This window comes from Kitasatospora xanthocidica (genome assembly GCF_014656195.1).
GTDB classification, from domain to species: domain Bacteria; phylum Actinomycetota; class Actinomycetes; order Streptomycetales; family Streptomycetaceae; genus Kitasatospora; species Kitasatospora xanthocidica.
This window is the reverse complement of sequence record NZ_BNBY01000027.1, coordinates 39,644-56,946: the sequence shown is the minus strand read 5'-3', so window position 1 is coordinate 56,946 and position 17,303 is coordinate 39,644. Positions and strand designations below refer to the sequence as shown.

General features: G+C 73.5%; 12 protein-coding genes. 2 read left to right on the top strand and 10 right to left on the bottom strand.

Translation table 11 applies throughout. From position 1 onward, the window contains the following. Positions 1-158: 158 nt before the first annotated feature. Both IE332_RS32585 and proS read right to left on the bottom strand, forming a co-directional pair. Entirely contained in the window at positions 159-737 is a 579-nt protein-coding gene (locus tag IE332_RS32585) for a hypothetical protein (RefSeq protein WP_189923538.1), read from the bottom strand. A 554-nt stretch (positions 738-1,291) separates the two neighbouring features. After that, positions 1,292-2,704 carry a proline--tRNA ligase gene (proS, locus tag IE332_RS32580; RefSeq protein ID WP_189923537.1) on the bottom strand — a complete coding sequence of 471 codons (1,413 nt, stop codon included), beginning with the start codon at positions 2,702-2,704 and terminating at the stop codon, positions 1,292-1,294. A 411-nt stretch (positions 2,705-3,115) separates the two neighbouring features. Between proS and IE332_RS32575 the strand changes: the two genes are divergently transcribed. After that, positions 3,116-3,829 (top strand): class I SAM-dependent methyltransferase, encoded by a 714-nt coding sequence (locus IE332_RS32575; RefSeq protein WP_229929090.1) that lies wholly within the window; start codon positions 3,116-3,118, stop codon positions 3,827-3,829. Positions 3,830-3,951: 122 nt separating this feature from the next. On the opposite strand, the gene ftsH is transcribed toward IE332_RS32575, so the two are convergent. The 7 genes from ftsH to nsdA all read right to left on the bottom strand — a co-directional run bounded on the left by ftsH (position 3,952) and on the right by nsdA (position 14,554). Continuing rightward, complete coding sequence (ftsH, locus tag IE332_RS32570) at positions 3,952-5,988, bottom strand: ATP-dependent zinc metalloprotease FtsH (RefSeq protein ID WP_189923533.1); 2,037 nt, start codon at positions 5,986-5,988, stop codon at positions 3,952-3,954. Positions 5,989-6,104: 116 nt separating this feature from the next. Next, positions 6,105-6,629 (bottom strand): GNAT family N-acetyltransferase, encoded by a 525-nt coding sequence (locus tag IE332_RS32565; protein WP_189923531.1) that lies wholly within the window; start codon positions 6,627-6,629, stop codon positions 6,105-6,107. A gap of 131 nt (positions 6,630-6,760) precedes the next feature. After that, positions 6,761-8,326: a signal recognition particle protein gene (gene ffh, locus IE332_RS32560; protein WP_189923529.1), complete on the bottom strand. Its 1,566-nt coding sequence runs from the start codon at positions 8,324-8,326 to the stop codon at positions 6,761-6,763. A 113-nt stretch (positions 8,327-8,439) separates the two neighbouring features. Continuing rightward, a complete protein-coding gene (locus IE332_RS32555) occupies positions 8,440-10,899 on the bottom strand; it encodes a [protein-PII] uridylyltransferase (RefSeq protein ID WP_189923527.1) in 2,460 nt (819 codons plus the stop codon). A 158-nt stretch (positions 10,900-11,057) separates the two neighbouring features. Continuing rightward, positions 11,058-11,396: a P-II family nitrogen regulator gene (locus tag IE332_RS32550; RefSeq protein ID WP_045700226.1), complete on the bottom strand. Its 339-nt coding sequence runs from the start codon at positions 11,394-11,396 to the stop codon at positions 11,058-11,060. Further along, positions 11,396-12,769: an ammonium transporter gene (locus tag IE332_RS32545; protein WP_189923525.1), complete on the bottom strand. Its 1,374-nt coding sequence runs from the start codon at positions 12,767-12,769 to the stop codon at positions 11,396-11,398. The genes IE332_RS32550 and IE332_RS32545 overlap by 1 nt, the downstream gene beginning before the upstream one ends. 330 nt (positions 12,770-13,099) lie before the next feature. After that, complete coding sequence (nsdA, locus tag IE332_RS32540; protein ID WP_189923523.1) at positions 13,100-14,554, bottom strand: transcriptional repressor NsdA; 1,455 nt, start codon at positions 14,552-14,554, stop codon at positions 13,100-13,102. 616 nt (positions 14,555-15,170) lie between these two features. Here nsdA and IE332_RS32535 point away from each other — a divergent pair. Then, positions 15,171-15,878 carry a bifunctional DNA primase/polymerase gene (locus tag IE332_RS32535; RefSeq protein ID WP_189923520.1) on the top strand — a complete coding sequence of 236 codons (708 nt, stop codon included), beginning with the start codon at positions 15,171-15,173 and terminating at the stop codon, positions 15,876-15,878. 177 nt (positions 15,879-16,055) lie between these two features. On the opposite strand, the gene ftsY is transcribed toward IE332_RS32535, so the two are convergent. Then, positions 16,056-17,282, bottom strand: coding sequence for a signal recognition particle-docking protein FtsY (ftsY, locus tag IE332_RS32530; RefSeq protein ID WP_189923518.1), 1,227 nt, complete (start codon positions 17,280-17,282; stop codon positions 16,056-16,058). Between the last annotated feature and the right edge of the window lie 21 nt (positions 17,283-17,303).

The window sequence follows — 17,303 nt, the reverse complement described above, 5'->3', positions numbered from 1 at the left end:
GTCCTGCTGTTGCCGCCGGGCCGTACCGCGCTGCCCGCCGTGCCGTCTCGCCGCGCGACCGTCCCGTCGCGCGGCCCGTACGTGCTCGGCGGATACCTGCCGTACCGCTCGCTCCGGCCGGGCCGCTGCCCGCACAGCGGCCGCCGGTCGTCGACCGCTTACGCGATCTTGAACGGCTGCTGGCACGCACCGCAGACGATGGACGCCTGCGCGAGCACCGACGGCACGACCCGGACGTTGCGTCCGCAGCCGCAGACCGCCTTGACCCGGACGCCGCCCCCGGAGGAGCCGTGCCGGGCGGCCGGGCCGCGGAAGGCACGCGTCGCGCCGTCGCCGGCCACCGCCTCCTGGTGCGCGCCGAGGGCGCGGTCCAGGCGCTCGATGGTGCCGGCGTAGCGTTCCTGGGTCTCCTTGAGCATGGTCACCTGGGAGAAGCCGCTACTCGCGTGCGGTTCGACCGGGTGCGCCAGACCGAGCTCGGAGGCGAGCATCAGGAAGCGCCGGTTGTGGTAGCGGCCGGCCCGCGAGGTGTCCCGGATGTCCCGGGCCGCGGCCAGACCATGGGCAGCCTCGTGGAGGAGCCGCTCGAAACCGAGCCGCGTCCCACAGGCCGAGGAGGACTCGCCGATCAGGGCCTCGGGCGAGGCCAGGTCGGGGAGGTCCTGGTGGTAGGCCTGGATGTCACTCCAGGCGGCGGCCAGTTCGGCCGCGAGAACGAGGGGCTGTGTCGTGCTCACGCTAGACCAACGATGGAGTGCGAGCCGATGTTCCGCATGTTCCCGATCTCCGGGAATTCACAGGGAACTCCCAGGAATGCATGGCCGCGCGCGAAATGCACGCTCCGGATCTGACGCAAGACCAACCCCCTGCCGGTTTCGGCCCGTCGCAGAGTCGGCGGGCCTGTCGAAATTCCGCCCGAGGGGCGGGCTGTCGCCCCCAAGACGTACGGCCCGCGGTCCTGCCTGATTGACAGGGCCACGGGCCGTACACCGTACCGCTATTCCGTTAATACCGGGAGTTGACCGGCCAGTAGGGATGTCCACCGCCGGGAGTCCCCCGGAAGAGTTACCGGATTCTTACCCGCCCGCATTCCGGGCAAATGTCGCCGCGGACGGTCATTACCTGCAGGTAACAGACATCCGGCGGACATCCCGGGATCGCGGAAGCGCTCCGGAAGAGCCGCGAAACCGACCCTGGAACGGCCCGGAACGCCCCGTAAGCAGCCCGGAACGGCCCGGAACCGGACGCGGATCCGAACCGGGAACCCGCATCCGACCGCTACCCGCGGACGTCAGTACGCGCGGGCGACGATCGCGATGTTGCCGTCCTGGTCGTCCGTCGCCGGCACCGAGCCGTCGGCCGCGACGATGCAGCGCACCGTGACGCCCTGCTCGGCCAGCTTGGCCTCGCCCTCCGCGCCGAGGTCGGCCCAGGAGATCCGGCCCCAGCCGGTGGCGGCGGCCTCGATGGCCTCGTCGATGGTCTTGACGTCGACGGTGCGGGACTCGCGGCGCTCGCGGGACTGGCGCAGCAGCAGCGCCTGGTCCTCCTCCAGGATGCCGGGGAGCAGCGCGGCCAGGGAGTCGATGGCGACCGGCTCCTTGCCGCCCGGGATGCGGCGGGCCAGCATCGCGGTGCCGTTCTCCAGGTCGCGCGGGCCGACCTCGATGCGCAGCGGAACGCCCTTGAGCTCCCAGTCGACGGCGCGGCGGCCGAACGGGGTGTCGGTGCGGTCGTCGACCACGACGCGGATGCCGACGGCCTCCAGCTGCGCGCCGATCTCGCGGACCTTGGCGATGACCGCGTCGTCGCCCTTGATCGCGAGCACGACGGCCTGGACGGCGGCCAGGCGCGGGGGCACCCGCAGGCCGTTGTCGTCACCGTGGGACATGATCAGGCCGCCGACCATGCGGGTCGAGACGCCCCAGGAGGTCTGCCAGACGTACTCGCGCTCGGCGCCCTGCAGCTGGTACGTGGTGTTGAACGCCTTGGCGAAGTTCTGGCCCAGCTCGTGGCTGGTGCCCATCTGCAGCGCCTTGCCGTCGCCCATCATGCCCTCGAGGGTGAGGGTGTTGATGGCGCCGGCGAAGCGCTCCTTGGCGGTCTTGCGGCCGAGCACGACGTCGATGCCGAGCACGTTGGTCATGAAGTCGCCGTAGACCTGGGTGTGGATCATCGACGCGTACGCGCGGGCGTCCTCGTACGTGGCGTGGGCGGTGTGGCCCTCCTGCCAGAGGAACTCGGTGGTGCGCAGGAAGACGCGCGGGCGCAGCTCCCAACGGACCACATTGGCCCACTGGTTGATCAGCAGGGGCAGGTCGCGGTGGCTCTGCACCCACTTCGAGAAGTACTCGTTGATGATCGTCTCGGAGGTCGGCCGGACGACGACCGGCTCCTCCAGCTGCTTGCCGCCACCGTGGGTGACCACCGCGAGCTCGGGCGCGAAGCCCTCGACGTGCTCGGCTTCCTTGGTCAGGTAGGACTGCGGGATGAACATCGGGAAGTAGGCGTTCTGCGCACCCGCCTTCTTGATGCGCGCGTCCATCTCCTGCTGCATCCGCTCCCACAGCCCGTAGCCGTACGGTCGGATGACCATGGTGCCGCGCACCGGACCGTTGTCGGCCAGCTCGGCCTTGTTGATGAGGTCCTGGTACCAGCGCGGGAAGTCTTCCGCCTGAGGGGTGAGAACGGGTGCCTTAGCCATGGGGCGAATGGTACGGGGAGCGACCCCCTGACTTCGAATCGGTATCACACCCGCCGAGAGCCGCCGACCGAACCGCCGACCGGGCCGCCGACCGCGCCACGGCCCCGGCCCCCGACCGGGCGGCGGAACAGGGGGCGGACCCGGCCCGTCGAACGGGGGGCGCACCACCGCGACACGCGCGCACCACCCTGCACCCCTCTGGACGCCGGGCCCGACCCGCTGTTCGCTGGAGTGGGGCGGGACTTTGGGGGAGCCGTAGCAGCACACCGAAGGACCGGATGGGAGGCCGCGATGGCTTCAGCTCGGACGACCGGCACGACCGTACGACCGACCGGCGCACGCGCGCACCACCCGCGGCCCGGGGCCACCGGCCCCGCGCGGGCGCGCGACTGGGCGGAGATCCAGGAACGCATGCTGGTACCGCTCTACGAGGCGGTCTACGACCGGCTGGAGGTCGGCCCGGCGAGCAGCGTGCTGGGCCTGGGCTGCCGGGCCGGACTGGCCCTGCTGCTCGCGGCCGGCCGGGGCGCCCAGGTCTCCGGGCAGGAGCCGCGCGAGGAGCTGCGCGAGCTGGCCCGCGGACGGCGGCTTCGGGTGTGCGCCGGGGCCAGGACGGCCGCCGCCGTCCCCCACCCGGCCCATTCGCTGGTGACGGTTTTCGAGCAGCTGCCGGGTGCCGCCGAGCCCGGCACGGTGGTGGCCGAGGCCGCCCGGCACGTGCTTCCTGGCGGGCACGTGGTGCTCGCCGCCTGGGGCCCGCCGGAGCGCTGCGAGAGCGCCCCGGTGCTGGACGTGGCCCGGCGGATGGCGGGCCGCACCACCGCGCGCGACCCGTTCGAGCTGAGCGCGCCCGGGACGCTGGAGGACCTGCTCGCCCCGGCCGGCCTGCGCCCGGCCGGCAGCGGCCGGGTGGGCTGCCCGTTCGCCTACCCGGACCTGGACAGCGCGGTGCGCGGCCTGCTCTCCACCGGCCTGTTCGAGGCGGCCGAGGAGTTCTCCGGCGCCTCGCTGGTGGCCAAGGAGCTGGAGGAGGCGCTGCAGCCGTTCCTGCGCGCGGACGGCTCGGTACGGATGGAGAACGTGTTCCGCTACCTGGTCGCCGAACGGCCGAGCCGGGGGGCCTGAGGACGACGCGCGAAACCGGGGGCGCCCGCCATCTCGGCGAGCGCCCCCGGCACCGGTCTCACGCCCGGCTCGAATGCCCGGCTCGAATGCCCAGCTCGAATGCCCGGCTCGAATGCCCGGCTTCACGCCTGATCGAGCGACTTCCCGCCGGCCCCGGACGGCCCCTCGGACCCGCCAGCCCCATCAGCCTCCTCAGCCCCTTCGGCCCCTTCGGCCCCGACGGCCCCCTCGGCCCCGGCCGAGCCCTCCCCGGCCCCCTCCCGCGGCACGCCCGCCGCGCGGTAGGCCTGCTCCTCGTCCAGCGTCTCCGCCTCCAGCAGCGCCGCCGCCAGAGCGTCCAGCCGGTGCCGCTGCTCGGTCAGCAGCCTCACCGCCTCGTCGTAGCACTCGGAGACGATCCGCCGGGCCTCCTCGTCCACCGCGTCCAGGGTGGTCGGCGCGGCGGAGAGCCCGTACGCGCCCTGCGGGTCGGAGGGCACCGCGGTGAGCCGGCCGACCCGCTCGCTCATGCCCCAGCGTCCGGCCATCCCGCGGGCGATGTTGGTGACCTGCTCCAGGTCGCTCTCCGCGCCGGTGGTGATCACCCCGTAGACCACCTGCTCGGCCGCCATGCCGCCGAGCGCGCCGATGATCCGGCCGCGCAGGTACGGCTCGGTGTACGAGTAGCGGTCGTTCTCGGGGGTGGAGAGGGTGACGCCGAGCGCCCGGCCGCGCGGCACGATGGTGATCTTGCGCACCGGGTCCGCGCCCGGCTGCAGCATGCCCAGCAGCGCGTGCCCGCTCTCGTGGTACGCCGTCCGCTCGCGCTCCTCCTGCGGCATCACCAGCGGTCGTACGGCGCCCAGTTGGACCTTCTCCAGGGCGTCCGAGAGGTCCCGCTCGTTGACCGCGTCCTGCTCGCGCTTGACGGCCAGCAGGGCGGCCTCGTTGACCAGGTTGGCGAGTTCGGCGCCGGTCATCCCGGGGGTGACCTTGGCCAGCTGCCGGAGGTCGGTGTCGCCGGCCAGCGGGACGGTGCGGGTGTGGATGCGCAGGATCGCGGCGCGGCCGTCCCGGTCGGGCGGGCTGACGGTGATCCGCCGGTCGAAGCGGCCGGGGCGCAGCAGCGCCGGGTCGAGCACGTCCGCCCGGTTGGTCGCGGCGATCACGATGACGCCCTCGGAGCCGGAGAAGCCGTCCATCTCGGTGAGGATCTGGTTGAGCGTCTGCTCGCGCTCGTCGTGCCCGCCCATGCCGCCGCCCGCGCCGCGCTGGCGTCCGATGGTGTCGATCTCGTCGATGAAGATGATCGCGGGGGCGACCTTGCGGGCCTCCGCGAACAGTTCGCGGACCCGGCTGGCGCCGACGCCGACGATCATCTCGATGAACTCGGAGGCGGAGGCCGAGAAGAACGGCACGTCCGCCTCGCCGGCCACGGCCCGGGCCAGCAGGGTCTTGCCCGTTCCGGGTGGTCCGCTCAGCAGGACTCCGCGCGGCATCTTGGCGCCGAGCCGGCGGTAGCGGTCGGGGTTCTTCAAGTAGTCGACCACCTCCGTGAGTTCGGCCTCGACCTCGTCGATGCCGGCCACGTCGGCGAAGGTGGTGCGCTTGCCCTGGTCGGCGGCGACCGGCTTGGGCGGCGCCTTGCGCCCCAGCGGCCCGCCGCCGAGGCCCCCGGCCATCCGGCGGGCGAGCAGCACCCAGATGAAGACCAGCAGCAGCATCGGGGCGAGCGACAGCAGCAGGTTGGTGAGGAAGCTGCGCTGCTGGACCGGCGAGGTGGCGGTGACCTCCACGCCCTGCTGCTGCAGCGTGCTCCACAGGTTGTCGCCCGCGAAGGAGGGGCGCTGGGTGTCGAACTCGGTGTAGTCGCCCTTGCCGCCGTCCGGCTTGGGCTGCGCGCTCTTGAGGGTGCCCTCGATCGCGTCGCCCTTGGAGTAGATCTTGGTGATGTTGCCCTTGTTCAGCTGGTTGTTGAACTCGGTGTACGAGATCGTGGTGGCGCCCTCGTTGCCGAAGAACGACAGCAGGACGTCGGAGATCAGGAACACCACGAGGGCGGTGAGGACGAGGCCGGTCCAGCCGCCGGGCATCCGACGGCGGGGCGGTGGCGGAGGCGGGGCTCCCTCGGAACGCCAGGGCTGGTCGGGGGTCTGACGCGGCGGCACGGGTTCGGTCACCCATCGGACGATACGGACAGGTGCTCGGGCGGGCCAACCGCAACGCCGCGCCCGGGCGCCCGTACGGCCCCGCCGACCGTCCCCACCAGAGACCCTGCCACCTCCCCCACCAGCGGCTATGCCGAGGCGCCGGGCCACTCCTCGGCGGTCAGCGCGAACCGCTCGTGGTCGCGCCAGTCGCCCTGCAGGAACAGCATCCGCGGCGAGAAGCCCTCGTGCCGGAAGCCCAGCCGCTTGGCCATCGCGACCGAGCGCTCGTTGTCCGGCTGCACGTTGATCTCCAGCCGGTGCAGCCCCAGCCCGCCGCCCGAGTGCGGGGCGAAGCAGCGGTCCAGGACCAGCCGCATGCCCTCGGTCATCCGCCCGGTGCCGGCGAACGGCAGGTAGGAGTCGTAGCCCAGGGTCGCGTTGCAGAAGCGGCCCAGCACGATGTTGGCGACGTTCACCTTGCCGACCAGCCCGGCGCTCTCCCGGTCGACGATCAGGAAGGTGCGCAGGCCCGCCCCCTGGCGCTCCAGCAGCTCGGGCAGCCCGTCCGGCTCGACCGGGTTCCACCGCCCGATGTGCTCGGCGGACCGGCGGACCGCCTCGGCGTACGCAACCGTGTCCTCGGCCCTCGGGGCCCTGATCATCACTCGCATGCCCCCATCATCGGACACGCGATCGGCCCGCCGCCCGGAAACACCGGACGACGGGCCGATCGGAATCGATCAAGACCTCTCCCGAAGGAGCCGCGAACGACCGCGCGCGGACACCCACAGGCACACAAGGACTACAGCAGGTCCTTGAACTCCTTGGGCAGCTCGAAGTCGGCCGGGCCCTTGCCCGCGCCGAGGCCGAACGCCCCGCCGTCCGCCGGGCCCTGGCCCGCGCCCGGGCCGAGCGCGCGGCGCTCGGCGGCCGCGGCCTCCTCCTGCGCCCGCTTCAGCGGGTTGCCGCTCTTGCGCTTGCCCTTGGCCTGCGGGGCCTTCTTGCCGGACTTCTTCGCGCCGCCGCCCATGCCCGGGATCCCCGGCATGCCGGGCATGCCCTTGCCGGAGGCCATCGCGGACATCATCTTGCGGGCGTCGAAGAACCGCTCGACCAGGTTCTTCACCTCGCCGACCTGGACGCCCGAACCCTTGGCGATGCGGGCCCGGCGGGAGCCGTTGATCAGCTCCGGCTCGGCCCGCTCGGCCGGGGTCATCGACTTGATGATCGCGCCGACCCGGTTGACGTCCTTGTCGTCGATGTTGTTGATCTGGTCCCGGATCTGGCCCATGCCGGGCAGCATGCCGAGCAGCTTGGAGATCGAGCCCATCTTCTGGACCTGCTCCAGCTGCGACAGGAAGTCGTCCAGCGTGAAGGCCTTCGGGCCGCCGCGCAGCTTGGCGGCGATCTTCTCCGCCTCGGCCTGCGAGAAGGTCTGCTCGGCCTTCTCGATCAGCGAGAGGACGTCACCCATGCCGAGGATGCGCGAGGCCATCCGGTCCGGGTGGAAGGCGTCGAAGTCGTCGACCTTCTCGCCGTTGGAGGCGAACATGATCTGGCGGCCGGTGACGTGCGCGACCGACAGGGCGGCACCACCGCGGGCGTCGCCGTCGAGCTTGGAGAGCACGACACCGGTGAAGTCCACGCCCTCGAGGAAGGCCTGCGCGGTGGTGACCGCGTCCTGGCCGATCATCGCGTCGACGACGAACAGGACCTCGTCCGGGTTCACCGCGGCGCGGATGTCGGCGGCCTGCTGCATCAGCTCGGCGTCGATGCCCAGGCGGCCGGCGGTGTCGACGATGACGACGTCGTACTGCTTCTGCTTGGCGTACTCGATCGAGTCCTCGGCCACCCGCACCGGGTCGCCGACGCCGTTGCCCGGCTGCGGGCCGTAGAAGGCCACGCCGGCGCGCTCGGCGACGACCTGGAGCTGGTTGACCGCGTTGGGGCGCTGGAGGTCGCAGGCGACCAGCAGCGGGGTGTGCTTCTGGCTCTTCAGCCAGTGGCCGAGCTTGCCCGCGAGGGTGGTCTTACCGGCACCCTGCAGACCGGCGAGCATGATGACCGTCGGGCCGTTCTTGGCGAACCGCACCCGGCGGGTCTCGCCACCGAGGATCGCGATGAGCTCCTCGTTGACGATCTTGATGATCTGCTGCGCCGGGTTCAGCGCGCCGGAGACCTCGACACCGAGCGCCCGCTCCTTGACCTGCTTGATGAAGGCCCGGACGACCGGCAGCGCGACGTCCGCCTCCAGCAGCGCGATGCGGATCTCGCGGGCGGTGGCGTCGATGTCCGCCTCGCTCAGGCGGCCCTTGCCCCGGAGGTTCTTGAACGTCGCTGCGAGGCGATCGGAAAGGGTGTCGAACACGTCGTCGCGGGTCCTCTACGGCATCGGTATCGGTTCGGTCGTCGTCCCCAGGGTATCCGGCCGCCCCGGGTACGGTCTCCACCCCCGGTACCGGAGACCTCAGCGGCCGTTCCTCAGCCCAGTGCCGCCCGGACCGCCGCCGCCACCTCCCCGGCCCGCCCGGCGGTGAGCGGACGGCCCTCCCCGTCGGTCAGGTAGAAGGAGTCGACGGCGTCCGCGCCCAGCGTGGAGACGTGCGCGGTGCGCACCCGTACGCCGGCCCCGTCCAGCGCCCGGCCGATCCGGTGCAGCAGCCCGGGGGCGTCGTGCGCCCGGACCTCCAGCACGGTCGCGGTCGCCGAGGCCACCGCGGGCGCCACCGCGACCACCGGCGGCGGGGTCGGGATGCCCTTACGGCGCGGGGCGGCGGCGTCCCGCTCGGCGAGGCGCCGCGCCACGTCCAGCGAGCCGTCCAGGGCCCGGCGCAGGTCCGCCCGCAGCCGGGCCGCCTCCGGCAGTTCGCCGAACTCGGCGGCCACCCGCCAGGACAGCAGCAGCACCGGCCCGGCGCCGATCGGGTCCAGCTCGCGCAGCCCGGCCGAGCGGACGGCCAGCCGGTGCAGCGCGAGCACCCCGGCGGCGGTGCCCAGCAGCCCGGGACGGTCGGGGACGGCCACGGTCAGCTCGACGCCCATCGGCTCGACACCCATCGCCTCGGCGCCCGGGTCCGCTCCGCCGGCCTGGGCCCGCAGCGAGAGGGCCGGCTCGCCGGTGCGGGCGGCCTCGATCGCCAGCCGCTCCTGCTCGGCGGTCGGCGCCGCCTCGACCGGCGCGGTGCCCGCCCCGGCCAGCCGGTCGGCCGCCCGGGCCACCAGGCCGTCCACCAGCGAGGCCCGCCAGCCGCTCCACGCGGCCGGGCCGGTGGCCAGCGCGTCCGCCTCGGTGAGCGCGTGCAGCAGCTCCAGCTCCGGCAGGGTGGTGACCGCCTTGATGATCGTCTCGACGGTGGCCGGGTCGTCCGGGTCGCGGCGGGTCGCGGTGTCGACCAGCGTCAGGTGGTGGCGGACCAGCACCGCCAGGGTCCGGGTGTCGTCCGGTCCGAAGCCCATCCGGGGCGCGAGGTCGCGGACGATCACCTCGCCGGCCTCGCTGTGGTCCCCGGGCCAGCCCTTGCCGATGTCGTGCAGCAGCGCGGCGACCAGCAGGAGGTCCGGCCGGGCCACCCGGCGGGTCATCGCGGCGGCCCGCACCGCCGTCTCCACCAGGTGCCGGTCCACCGTCCAGCGGTGCACGGCGTTGCGCTGCGGACGGCAGCGCACCCGCTCCCAGTCCGGGAGCAGCCGGGTGACCAGCCCCTCCGCCTCCATCGCCTCCCAGACCGGGACGGCCGCCTCCCCCGCGCCCAGCAGGGTGACCAGCTGCTCGCGCGCCTCGTCCGGCCAGGGCACCGGCAGCGGCCGGCACTCGGCGGCCAGTCGGCGCACCGTCGCGTACGAGACGGTCAGCCCGTTCTGCGCGGCGGCGGCCGCGGCGCGCAGCGGCAGCACCGGGTCGGCCGCCGGGCGGGCGCCCTGGGCCAGCACCGCCTCGCCGTCCTGCTCGACCACGCCGTCGGCGAGCGGGCGGCGCTCGACCGCGCCCCGGGCCACCGCGCCCGCGCCGCGCCCGGCACCGGTGAACGGCGCGGTGAACGGGAACGCCCGCCGGACCGCCCGGCGGCCCCGGCCGGCCCGGTCGGCGAGCACCCGGTCCACCGCCCGCCAGGTGACGTCACCGGCGTAGGCGATGGTGCGGGCGGCCTCGTAGACCTGGCGCAGCAGGCTGTCGGCGTCCAGCACCCCGAGCCGCTCGGCGACCTGGTCCTGGTCCTGCAGGCTGAGCCGCTCGGTGGCCCGGCCGGTCACCAGGTGCAGGGCGTCGCGCACGTCCGCGAGCCGCAGCGCGGCGGCGTCCAGGCCGTCGCGGGGCGCGTCGGCCAGCCAGGTGGCGGCGACGGCGTTGAGCGCGACCACGTCGCGCAGGCCGCCGCGGGCCTCCTTGAGGTCGGGTTCCAGCAGGAAGGACAGCTCGCCGTGCCGTTCGGCCCGCTCGCGGCCCAGCTCGCGCAGTTCGGGCAGGCGCGCGGGGGCGCTCGCGCGCCAGTCGGTGAACACCGCGGAGCGCAGCTCGGCGGTGAGCGCCGGGTCCCCGGCGAGGTGGCGGGCGTCCAGCAGGCCGAGCTGCGCCTTGAGGTCGGCGGCGGCGACCGCCCGGGCCTCGGCGACGGTGCGCACCGAGTGGTCGAGCTTGGCGCCCGCGTCCCAGACCGGGTACCAGATCCGCTCGGGCAGCTCGCGGGCGATCGGACCGTCGTGCAGCAGCAGCACGTCCAGGTCGCTGCGCGGCGACAGCTCGCCGCGCCCGTAGCCGCCGACGGCGACCAGCGCGACCTTGGGCGGGGCGCCGGCGGCCTGGAGCAGGCCTGCCAGCCAGTCGTCGGTGGCCCGGGCGAGCGCCTCGCGGCGCGGGCGGCCGACCGGGCCGGGGTCGGCGATCAGCGCGGCCCGGGCGGCGGTGGGGTCGGCGGGGTCGGAAGGCCTGGTCTCGGTGGTCATGCGCGGGGTCCCGTCCGTCGTGCGGCCGGACCGTCCCGCGGTGCGCCGGGATTGCGTGCGCCGCGGTTCGGCCGGGCGGGGGTACGCCGTTCGGCGGGCCCGCGTCCCCAAGGGGGTGGCGGGCCCGCCGACGGTGGGGGCTACAGGGGCATCCGGGCCTACAGGGCGTCCGGTCCGCGCTCTCCGGTGCGGACCCGTACGGCGGTGTCGACCGGGACGCTCCAGACCTTGCCGTCGCCGATCTTCCCGGTCCGGGCGGCCTTCACCAGGACCTCGATCAGGTCGTCGGCGTCCTCGTCCTCGACCAGGACCTCGATCCTGACCTTCGGCACCAGGTCCACGGTGTACTCGGCGCCGCGGTACACCTCGGTGTGGCCGCGCTGGCGGCCGTAGCCGCTGGCCTCGGTGACGGTCAGGCCGTGGACCCCGAAGGCCTGCAGGGCGGCCTTCACCTCGTCCAGGCGGTACGGCTTGATCACGGCGGTGATGAGCTTCATCAGGCGTCGACCTCGGTCTTCTCGGCGGCCTTTCCGGCGGCCTTCTCGGTGGGCTTCTCGGCGGACGGACCGCCCGGTGCGGCGGCCGTGGCCAGGCCCGGGAGGGCCCGCGCCAGTCCCGCGCCGACGGCGCTGAAATCGTAGGCGGACTCGGCGTGTTCGGCCTGGTCGATGCCGGCCACCTCGACCTCCTCGGCGACCCGGAAGCCGACCAGCTTGTCCACCGCCTTGGCCAGCAGCCAGGAGAGGACGAAGGAGTACGCCGCGACCACGGCCACGCCCATCGCCTGCTTGCCGAGCTGCCCGAGCCCGCCGCCGTAGAACAGGCCCTTGGCGGTCTGGCCGACCCCGCCGGTGGCGAAGACGCCGACCAGCAGCGAGCCGATCGCCCCGCCCACCGCGTGCACGCCCACCACGTCGAGCGAGTCGTCGAAGCCCCAGCGGTACTTCAGCGAGACGGCGGCGGCGCAGACCGCGCCGGCGACCAGGCCGATCGCCACCGCGCCGAGCGGGCTGACCGAGCCGCAGGCCGGGGTGATCGCGACCAGTCCGGCCACCGCGCCGGAGGCGGCGCCCAGCGTGGTGAACGCGCCGTGCTTCAGCTTCTCGTAGATCAGCCAGCCGACCAGCGCCGCACCGGTGGCGACCTGGGTGTTGACCATCGCCATCGCGGCGACGCCGTTGGCGGCCAGCGCCGAGCCCGCGTTGAAGCCGAACCAGCCGAACCACAGCAGCCCGGAGCCGAGCATCACCAGCGGCAGGCTGTGCGGGCGCATCGGGTCCTTCTTGAAGCCGACCCGCTTGCCCAGCACCAGGCAGAGCGCGAGGCCCGCGACACCGGCGTTGATGTGCACGGCCGTGCCGCCGGCGAAGTCGATCACGCCGTTGCGGTCGCCCAGCCAGCCGCCGTTGCCGCCGTCGAAGAAGAAGACCCAGTGCGCGACCGGGAAGTAGACGACCGTCACCCAGAGCGCGATGAACAGGCCCCAGGCGGCGAACTTGGCCCGGTCCGCGATGGCGCCGCTGATCAGCGCCGGTGTGATGATCGCGAACATCAGCTGGAAGATCGCGAAGGCGGTGACCGGGATGGTCCCGCTCAGCTCGTTCAGGCCGATGCCGCGCATCCCGAGGAAGTCCAGGTTGCCGATCAGTCCGCCGAAGGCGTCGGGCCCGAAGCTGAGCGAGTACCCGTAGAGGACCCAGAGCACGCTGACGATGCCGAGCGAGAGGAAACTCATCGCCAGCATGTTCAGTGTGCTCTTGGCCCTGACCATGCCCCCGTAGAAGAAGGCCAGGCCCGGGGTCATCACCATGACCAGGGCCGCACTGATGAGCACGAAGGCGGTGTCGCCCGCGCTGAAGCCGTCCGGCATCGGCGTCTCCTCTGCGTTCAAGCCGATCCGCACCCGGGGTCCTGTCCCGTGCCACTCCGGGGTGTCGGCGATGAGGAGGAGCGTGCCGAAGGCTGGTTTCGGCCAGTGCGGCCGGTTGTTTCGCGGCCGTGACGCGTGCGACGCACGGGTTACGGCCACGTGAACCGGGGCCTCCGGACCACCCGGACGGGCTACCGTGCCGCCGCACGGGACGGCTCCGGACACCCCGGACGGCCGCAGACGCGAAACCGGCCGAGCCCGGGCGCGAAAGAGCCACCGACCGTGACGGCGGCGGCCGCCACGGTCGGTGGAGTCAGGTGGGAGCGGCGGTCAGACCACCGAGACGTACTCCGGGATGTCCTGAACCACCCGCTCCTTGAGCCGGCTCACCGCGTCCACGCCCTTGAACCGGGCCGCGGCGGCCTCCGTGGTCTTGCGCACCCGGGAGTTCAGCCGCTCCGAGCGCACCTTGGTCGCGATGTCCACCGCCTGCTCGGCCATCACCGCCGCCTGCTCGGCCTCCCGCTGCAGCAGGTGCACGCTGGCCATGCCGATCAGGTTGAAGGCGTACGAGCGCACGTGGTCGCCGTCCTGGCGGAACAGGTCGACGGCACGCTCCATCACCGGCGCCGACAGCGAGGCGTACAGCTGGGCGTTGTCGGAGTGGTACGCGAGGTCGCGGAAGGAGTGCGCGTTCTCCGCGTTCAGCTCGGCCGGCGAGAAGAACTTCAGCCAGTCCGGCTCCTCGTCCCCCTCGCGGATGTCGGTGAAGGTGTCCTCGGACAGCCGGATCGCCCGGGCGCAGCGGTTGATCTCGCCGATGGTGGCGTAGGCGCGCGCCTCCATCGCGTACAGCAGGGACTGCTGGCGCGGGGTGGCGGTGTCGCGGCTGCCGTACTGCGCCAGGTGGATCAGCTCCAGGGCGTCCTCGCCCCGGTTGAGGTGGATCATCTGGCGGCTCATGTCGGTCAGGATCAGCGCGCCGAACGGGCGGTCGCCGGCCTCCTTGGCCGCGTGCAGGGCCAGCACGTAGTACTTCTGCGCGCTCGGGTGCATCCCGACGTCGTACGACATCCAGCCGGCCAGGTGGGCGAGTTCGGCGGTGAGCCGGAACAGCCGCCGGGTGGTGTCCTCGCTGTACGTCTCCTGGAGCAGGTCGGTGACCTCGTGCAGCTGGCCGACGACGGCCTTGCGGCGCAGCCCGCCGCCGTTCTGCGCGTCCCACTGGCGGAACATGACCGTGGTCTGCTCCAGCAGTTCGAGCTCGGGTTCGGAGAGCCGACCGGTGAACGCCTCGCCGCCGTTGGCCGCGGTCAGGATCGGGGTGGGCACGCCGGTCGGGCCGGGGGTCAGCCAGCGCTGCATCGGCTCGATCAGCGCGGCGCCGGCGGTCAGCGCCAGCGAGGTGCCGAGGAAGCCCCGGCGGTTCAGCATCAGGTCGCTGCGGGAGTAGTCACTGATCAGCTGGACGGTCTGCGGGCCGCTCCACGGCAGGTCGACCCCGCCGCCCACGGTGGAGACCGGGATGGCGGCGCGCAGGCCGAGGTCCTCGATCGAGACGACCGAGCCGAAGCGCTCGGAGAAGAGCTCCGACATGATCTTGGGGATCGGCTCGCGGGGCTGCTCGCCGTCGAGCCAGCGGCGCACCCGGGAGGTGTCGGTGGACACGTGGTGGGCGCCGATCTGCCGGGCCCGGCGGTTCACCTGCCGGGCCAGCTCACCCTTGGACCAGCCGCTGCGGGCGAACCACGTGGTCAGCTTCTCATTGGGTTGCTTCTCTGCCATGGGGAACGTCCCATCCCGCCCGGCCCCTCGCGGGGCCCCCGATCGTGACCGCCCGACGGTTGCGGGCTCTTGCCAGGCGTGCCGTGCCTGAGGTGGTGCCGTGCCGCGCCCTCGCACTGGTGTGCCATCGTCGCGGACGAGCCGTCAGATTCCCAACTCCCGGTCCCCGACGGCCCGGAGCGGGATCACCGACGACATCCGCGCCCTGAACGTAATGCCCCGCGAGGGGCCCGCGGGAGCGGCCCTGGCGAAACGCCACCTTTCGCCACCCCCAGGAGTGAACCGAAGTCAGGGGGCACACGCTTCACTAGGTAGTCCCGGCGGTCCGGCATATGCGGGCCGCCAAGTCCCCGGGCTCACCCCGGGGAGCCCGGCAGAACCCGCAATTCACCTCAGGCACAAGCGAGTTCACCACCCACTCCGGGCGGCAACAGCCTCGCGCACACGACGATCCGGCATCCGCGCCGCCCCCACAAGGCGGCGCCCGAGGCGCACCACCGGAACAGGCGCACACCACGCGCTGCGCGCCGCCACCGCACTACGCACCACACACCTGACAATCGACACACAGTCACCGTCCCGTAACCATCGGCAACGAGAACCTGTTGGGGGAGGCATGGACAACCTGTTCGGCGAACTTCGACTGGGGCACCTGCGGCTGGCACCGCTGGGCGCGCGCCGCCGCACCAAGGTCACCGCGTCCCAGGCCGCCGCGGAGTACACCGGCCGCTGGGGCTGGGCGGTCGCCACCGGAGACCCGGCCGCCGCAGCACCCGTCGCCGCAGCCCCGGCCGCCGGCGCCACCGCCCCGACCCGCTGTCCCTGCGGCGCCGCCCGCTGCGCCGCGCCCGGCCTGCACCCCGTACCGGGCGGCGAGGGCCGGGCCCGCGCCGGTCGCGCCGAGGGCTCGGTGCTGTTCCCCACCGGCCGCGCCTTCGACGTCCTGGACGTCCCCGAGCAGGCCGGCCTGCAGGCACTGGTCCGGCTGGAGCGGATGGGCACCCAGGTCGGCCCGGTGCTCGCCGCACCCACCGGCCGGCTGCAGTTCCTGGTCGCCGCCGGCACCGCCCGCCGCCTGCCCGACCTGCTCTACCGGATGGGCTGGGACGACGCCGCGCTCGACCTCACCTGCCACGGCGAGGGCAGCTACGTCGCCGCCCCGCCCACCGTCCTCGGCGGCCTCGGCCCGGTCCGCTGGCTGCGCCGCCCCACCCGCGACAACGCCGGCTGCCCGCCCGAGGCCCGCCTGCTGCTCGGCACCCTCGCGTACGCCTGCCACCGCGGCCGCGAGCGCACCGCCGAACCGGCCTGGATCGCGTCCTGATCCGCCCGCTCGCCTCCGAAGCGCTCTGACCCCTCGGCTCGGGTCGGGTTCCCCGTCCCACCCGTGACGCGGCTCGGGCGGCCCTTGGCGCGGTCGCCCGCCCATCCGGCCCCGGGTACGCGAAAGGGCCCGCCCCCAGCGGAGCGGACCCTTCCCGGCCCAGGCCGGCGGGGAGCCTCAGTCCCCGATCAGCGCGTCCACGAACGCACCCGGCTCGAACGGCGCCAGGTCGTCGGCGCCCTCGCCCAGGCCGATCAGCTTGACCGGCACGCCCAGCTCGCGCTGGACCGCGACCACGATGCCGCCCTTGGCGGTGCCGTCCAGCTTGGTCAGCACGATGCCGGTGATGTCGACCACCTCGGCGAACACCCGGGCCTGGATCAGGCCGTTCTGGCCGGTGGTGGCGTCCAGCACCAGCAGCACCTCGTCCACCGGGCCGTGCTTCTCCACGACCCGCTTGACCTTGCCCAGCTCGTCCATCAGACCGGTCTTGGTGTGCAGTCGGCCGGCGGTGTCGATCAGCACGGTGTCGACGCCCTCGGCGATGCCCTCCTTGACCGCGTCGAAGGCGATCGAGGCCGGGTCCCCGCCCTCGGGGCCGCGCACGGTGCGCGCACCGACCCGCTCGCCCCAGGTCTGCAGCTGGTCCGCGGCGGCGGCACGGAAGGTGTCGGCGGCGCCGAGGACCACCGTGCGGCCGTCGGCGACCAGGACGCGGGCCAGCTTGCCGGTGGTGGTGGTCTTGCCGACGCCGTTGACGCCGACGACCAGGACCACGGCCGGGCCGTCCTCGTGCTTGGTGGAGCGGACGACGCGGTCGGAGTCCTTGCCGACCAGCTCGACCAGTTCCTCGCGCAGCAGCGCGCGCAGCTCCTCGGGCGTACGGGTGCCGAGCACCTTCACCCGGGTGCGCAGCCGCTCGACCAGTTCCTGGGTGGGGGTGACGCCGACGTCGGCGGTGAGCAGGGTCTCCTCGATCTCCTCCCAGGTGTCCTCGTCCAGGTGCTCGCGCGAGAGCAGCGAGAGCAGGCCCTTGCCGAGCGAGTTCTGCGAGCGGGAGAGCCGCGAGCGCAGCCGGACCAGCCGGCCGGCGGTGGGCTCGGGGACCTCGACGGCGGGGGCCGCCTCGGCCTCGGCGGGCTCGACCTCGACGGCCTCGACGGCCTCGGGGGCCGCCGGCTCCGCCGGGAGTTGCACCTCCTCGACGGTGCGGCGGGGTTCCTCGGTCGGCGGCGCGGACTCGTCGCCGACCTGGGGTTCCGCCGGGGTGGGCTTCGGCGCCGTGATGACCGGCGCCTGCGACTTCGGGGGCAGCTGCTGGCGTCGTCTGCCGGAAACGACGAGGCCGGCGATCGCGCCGACGGCGACCACGGCGATGACTACGGCAAGGATCACGTATTCCATATCCGCTCCAGTATCCGTGAC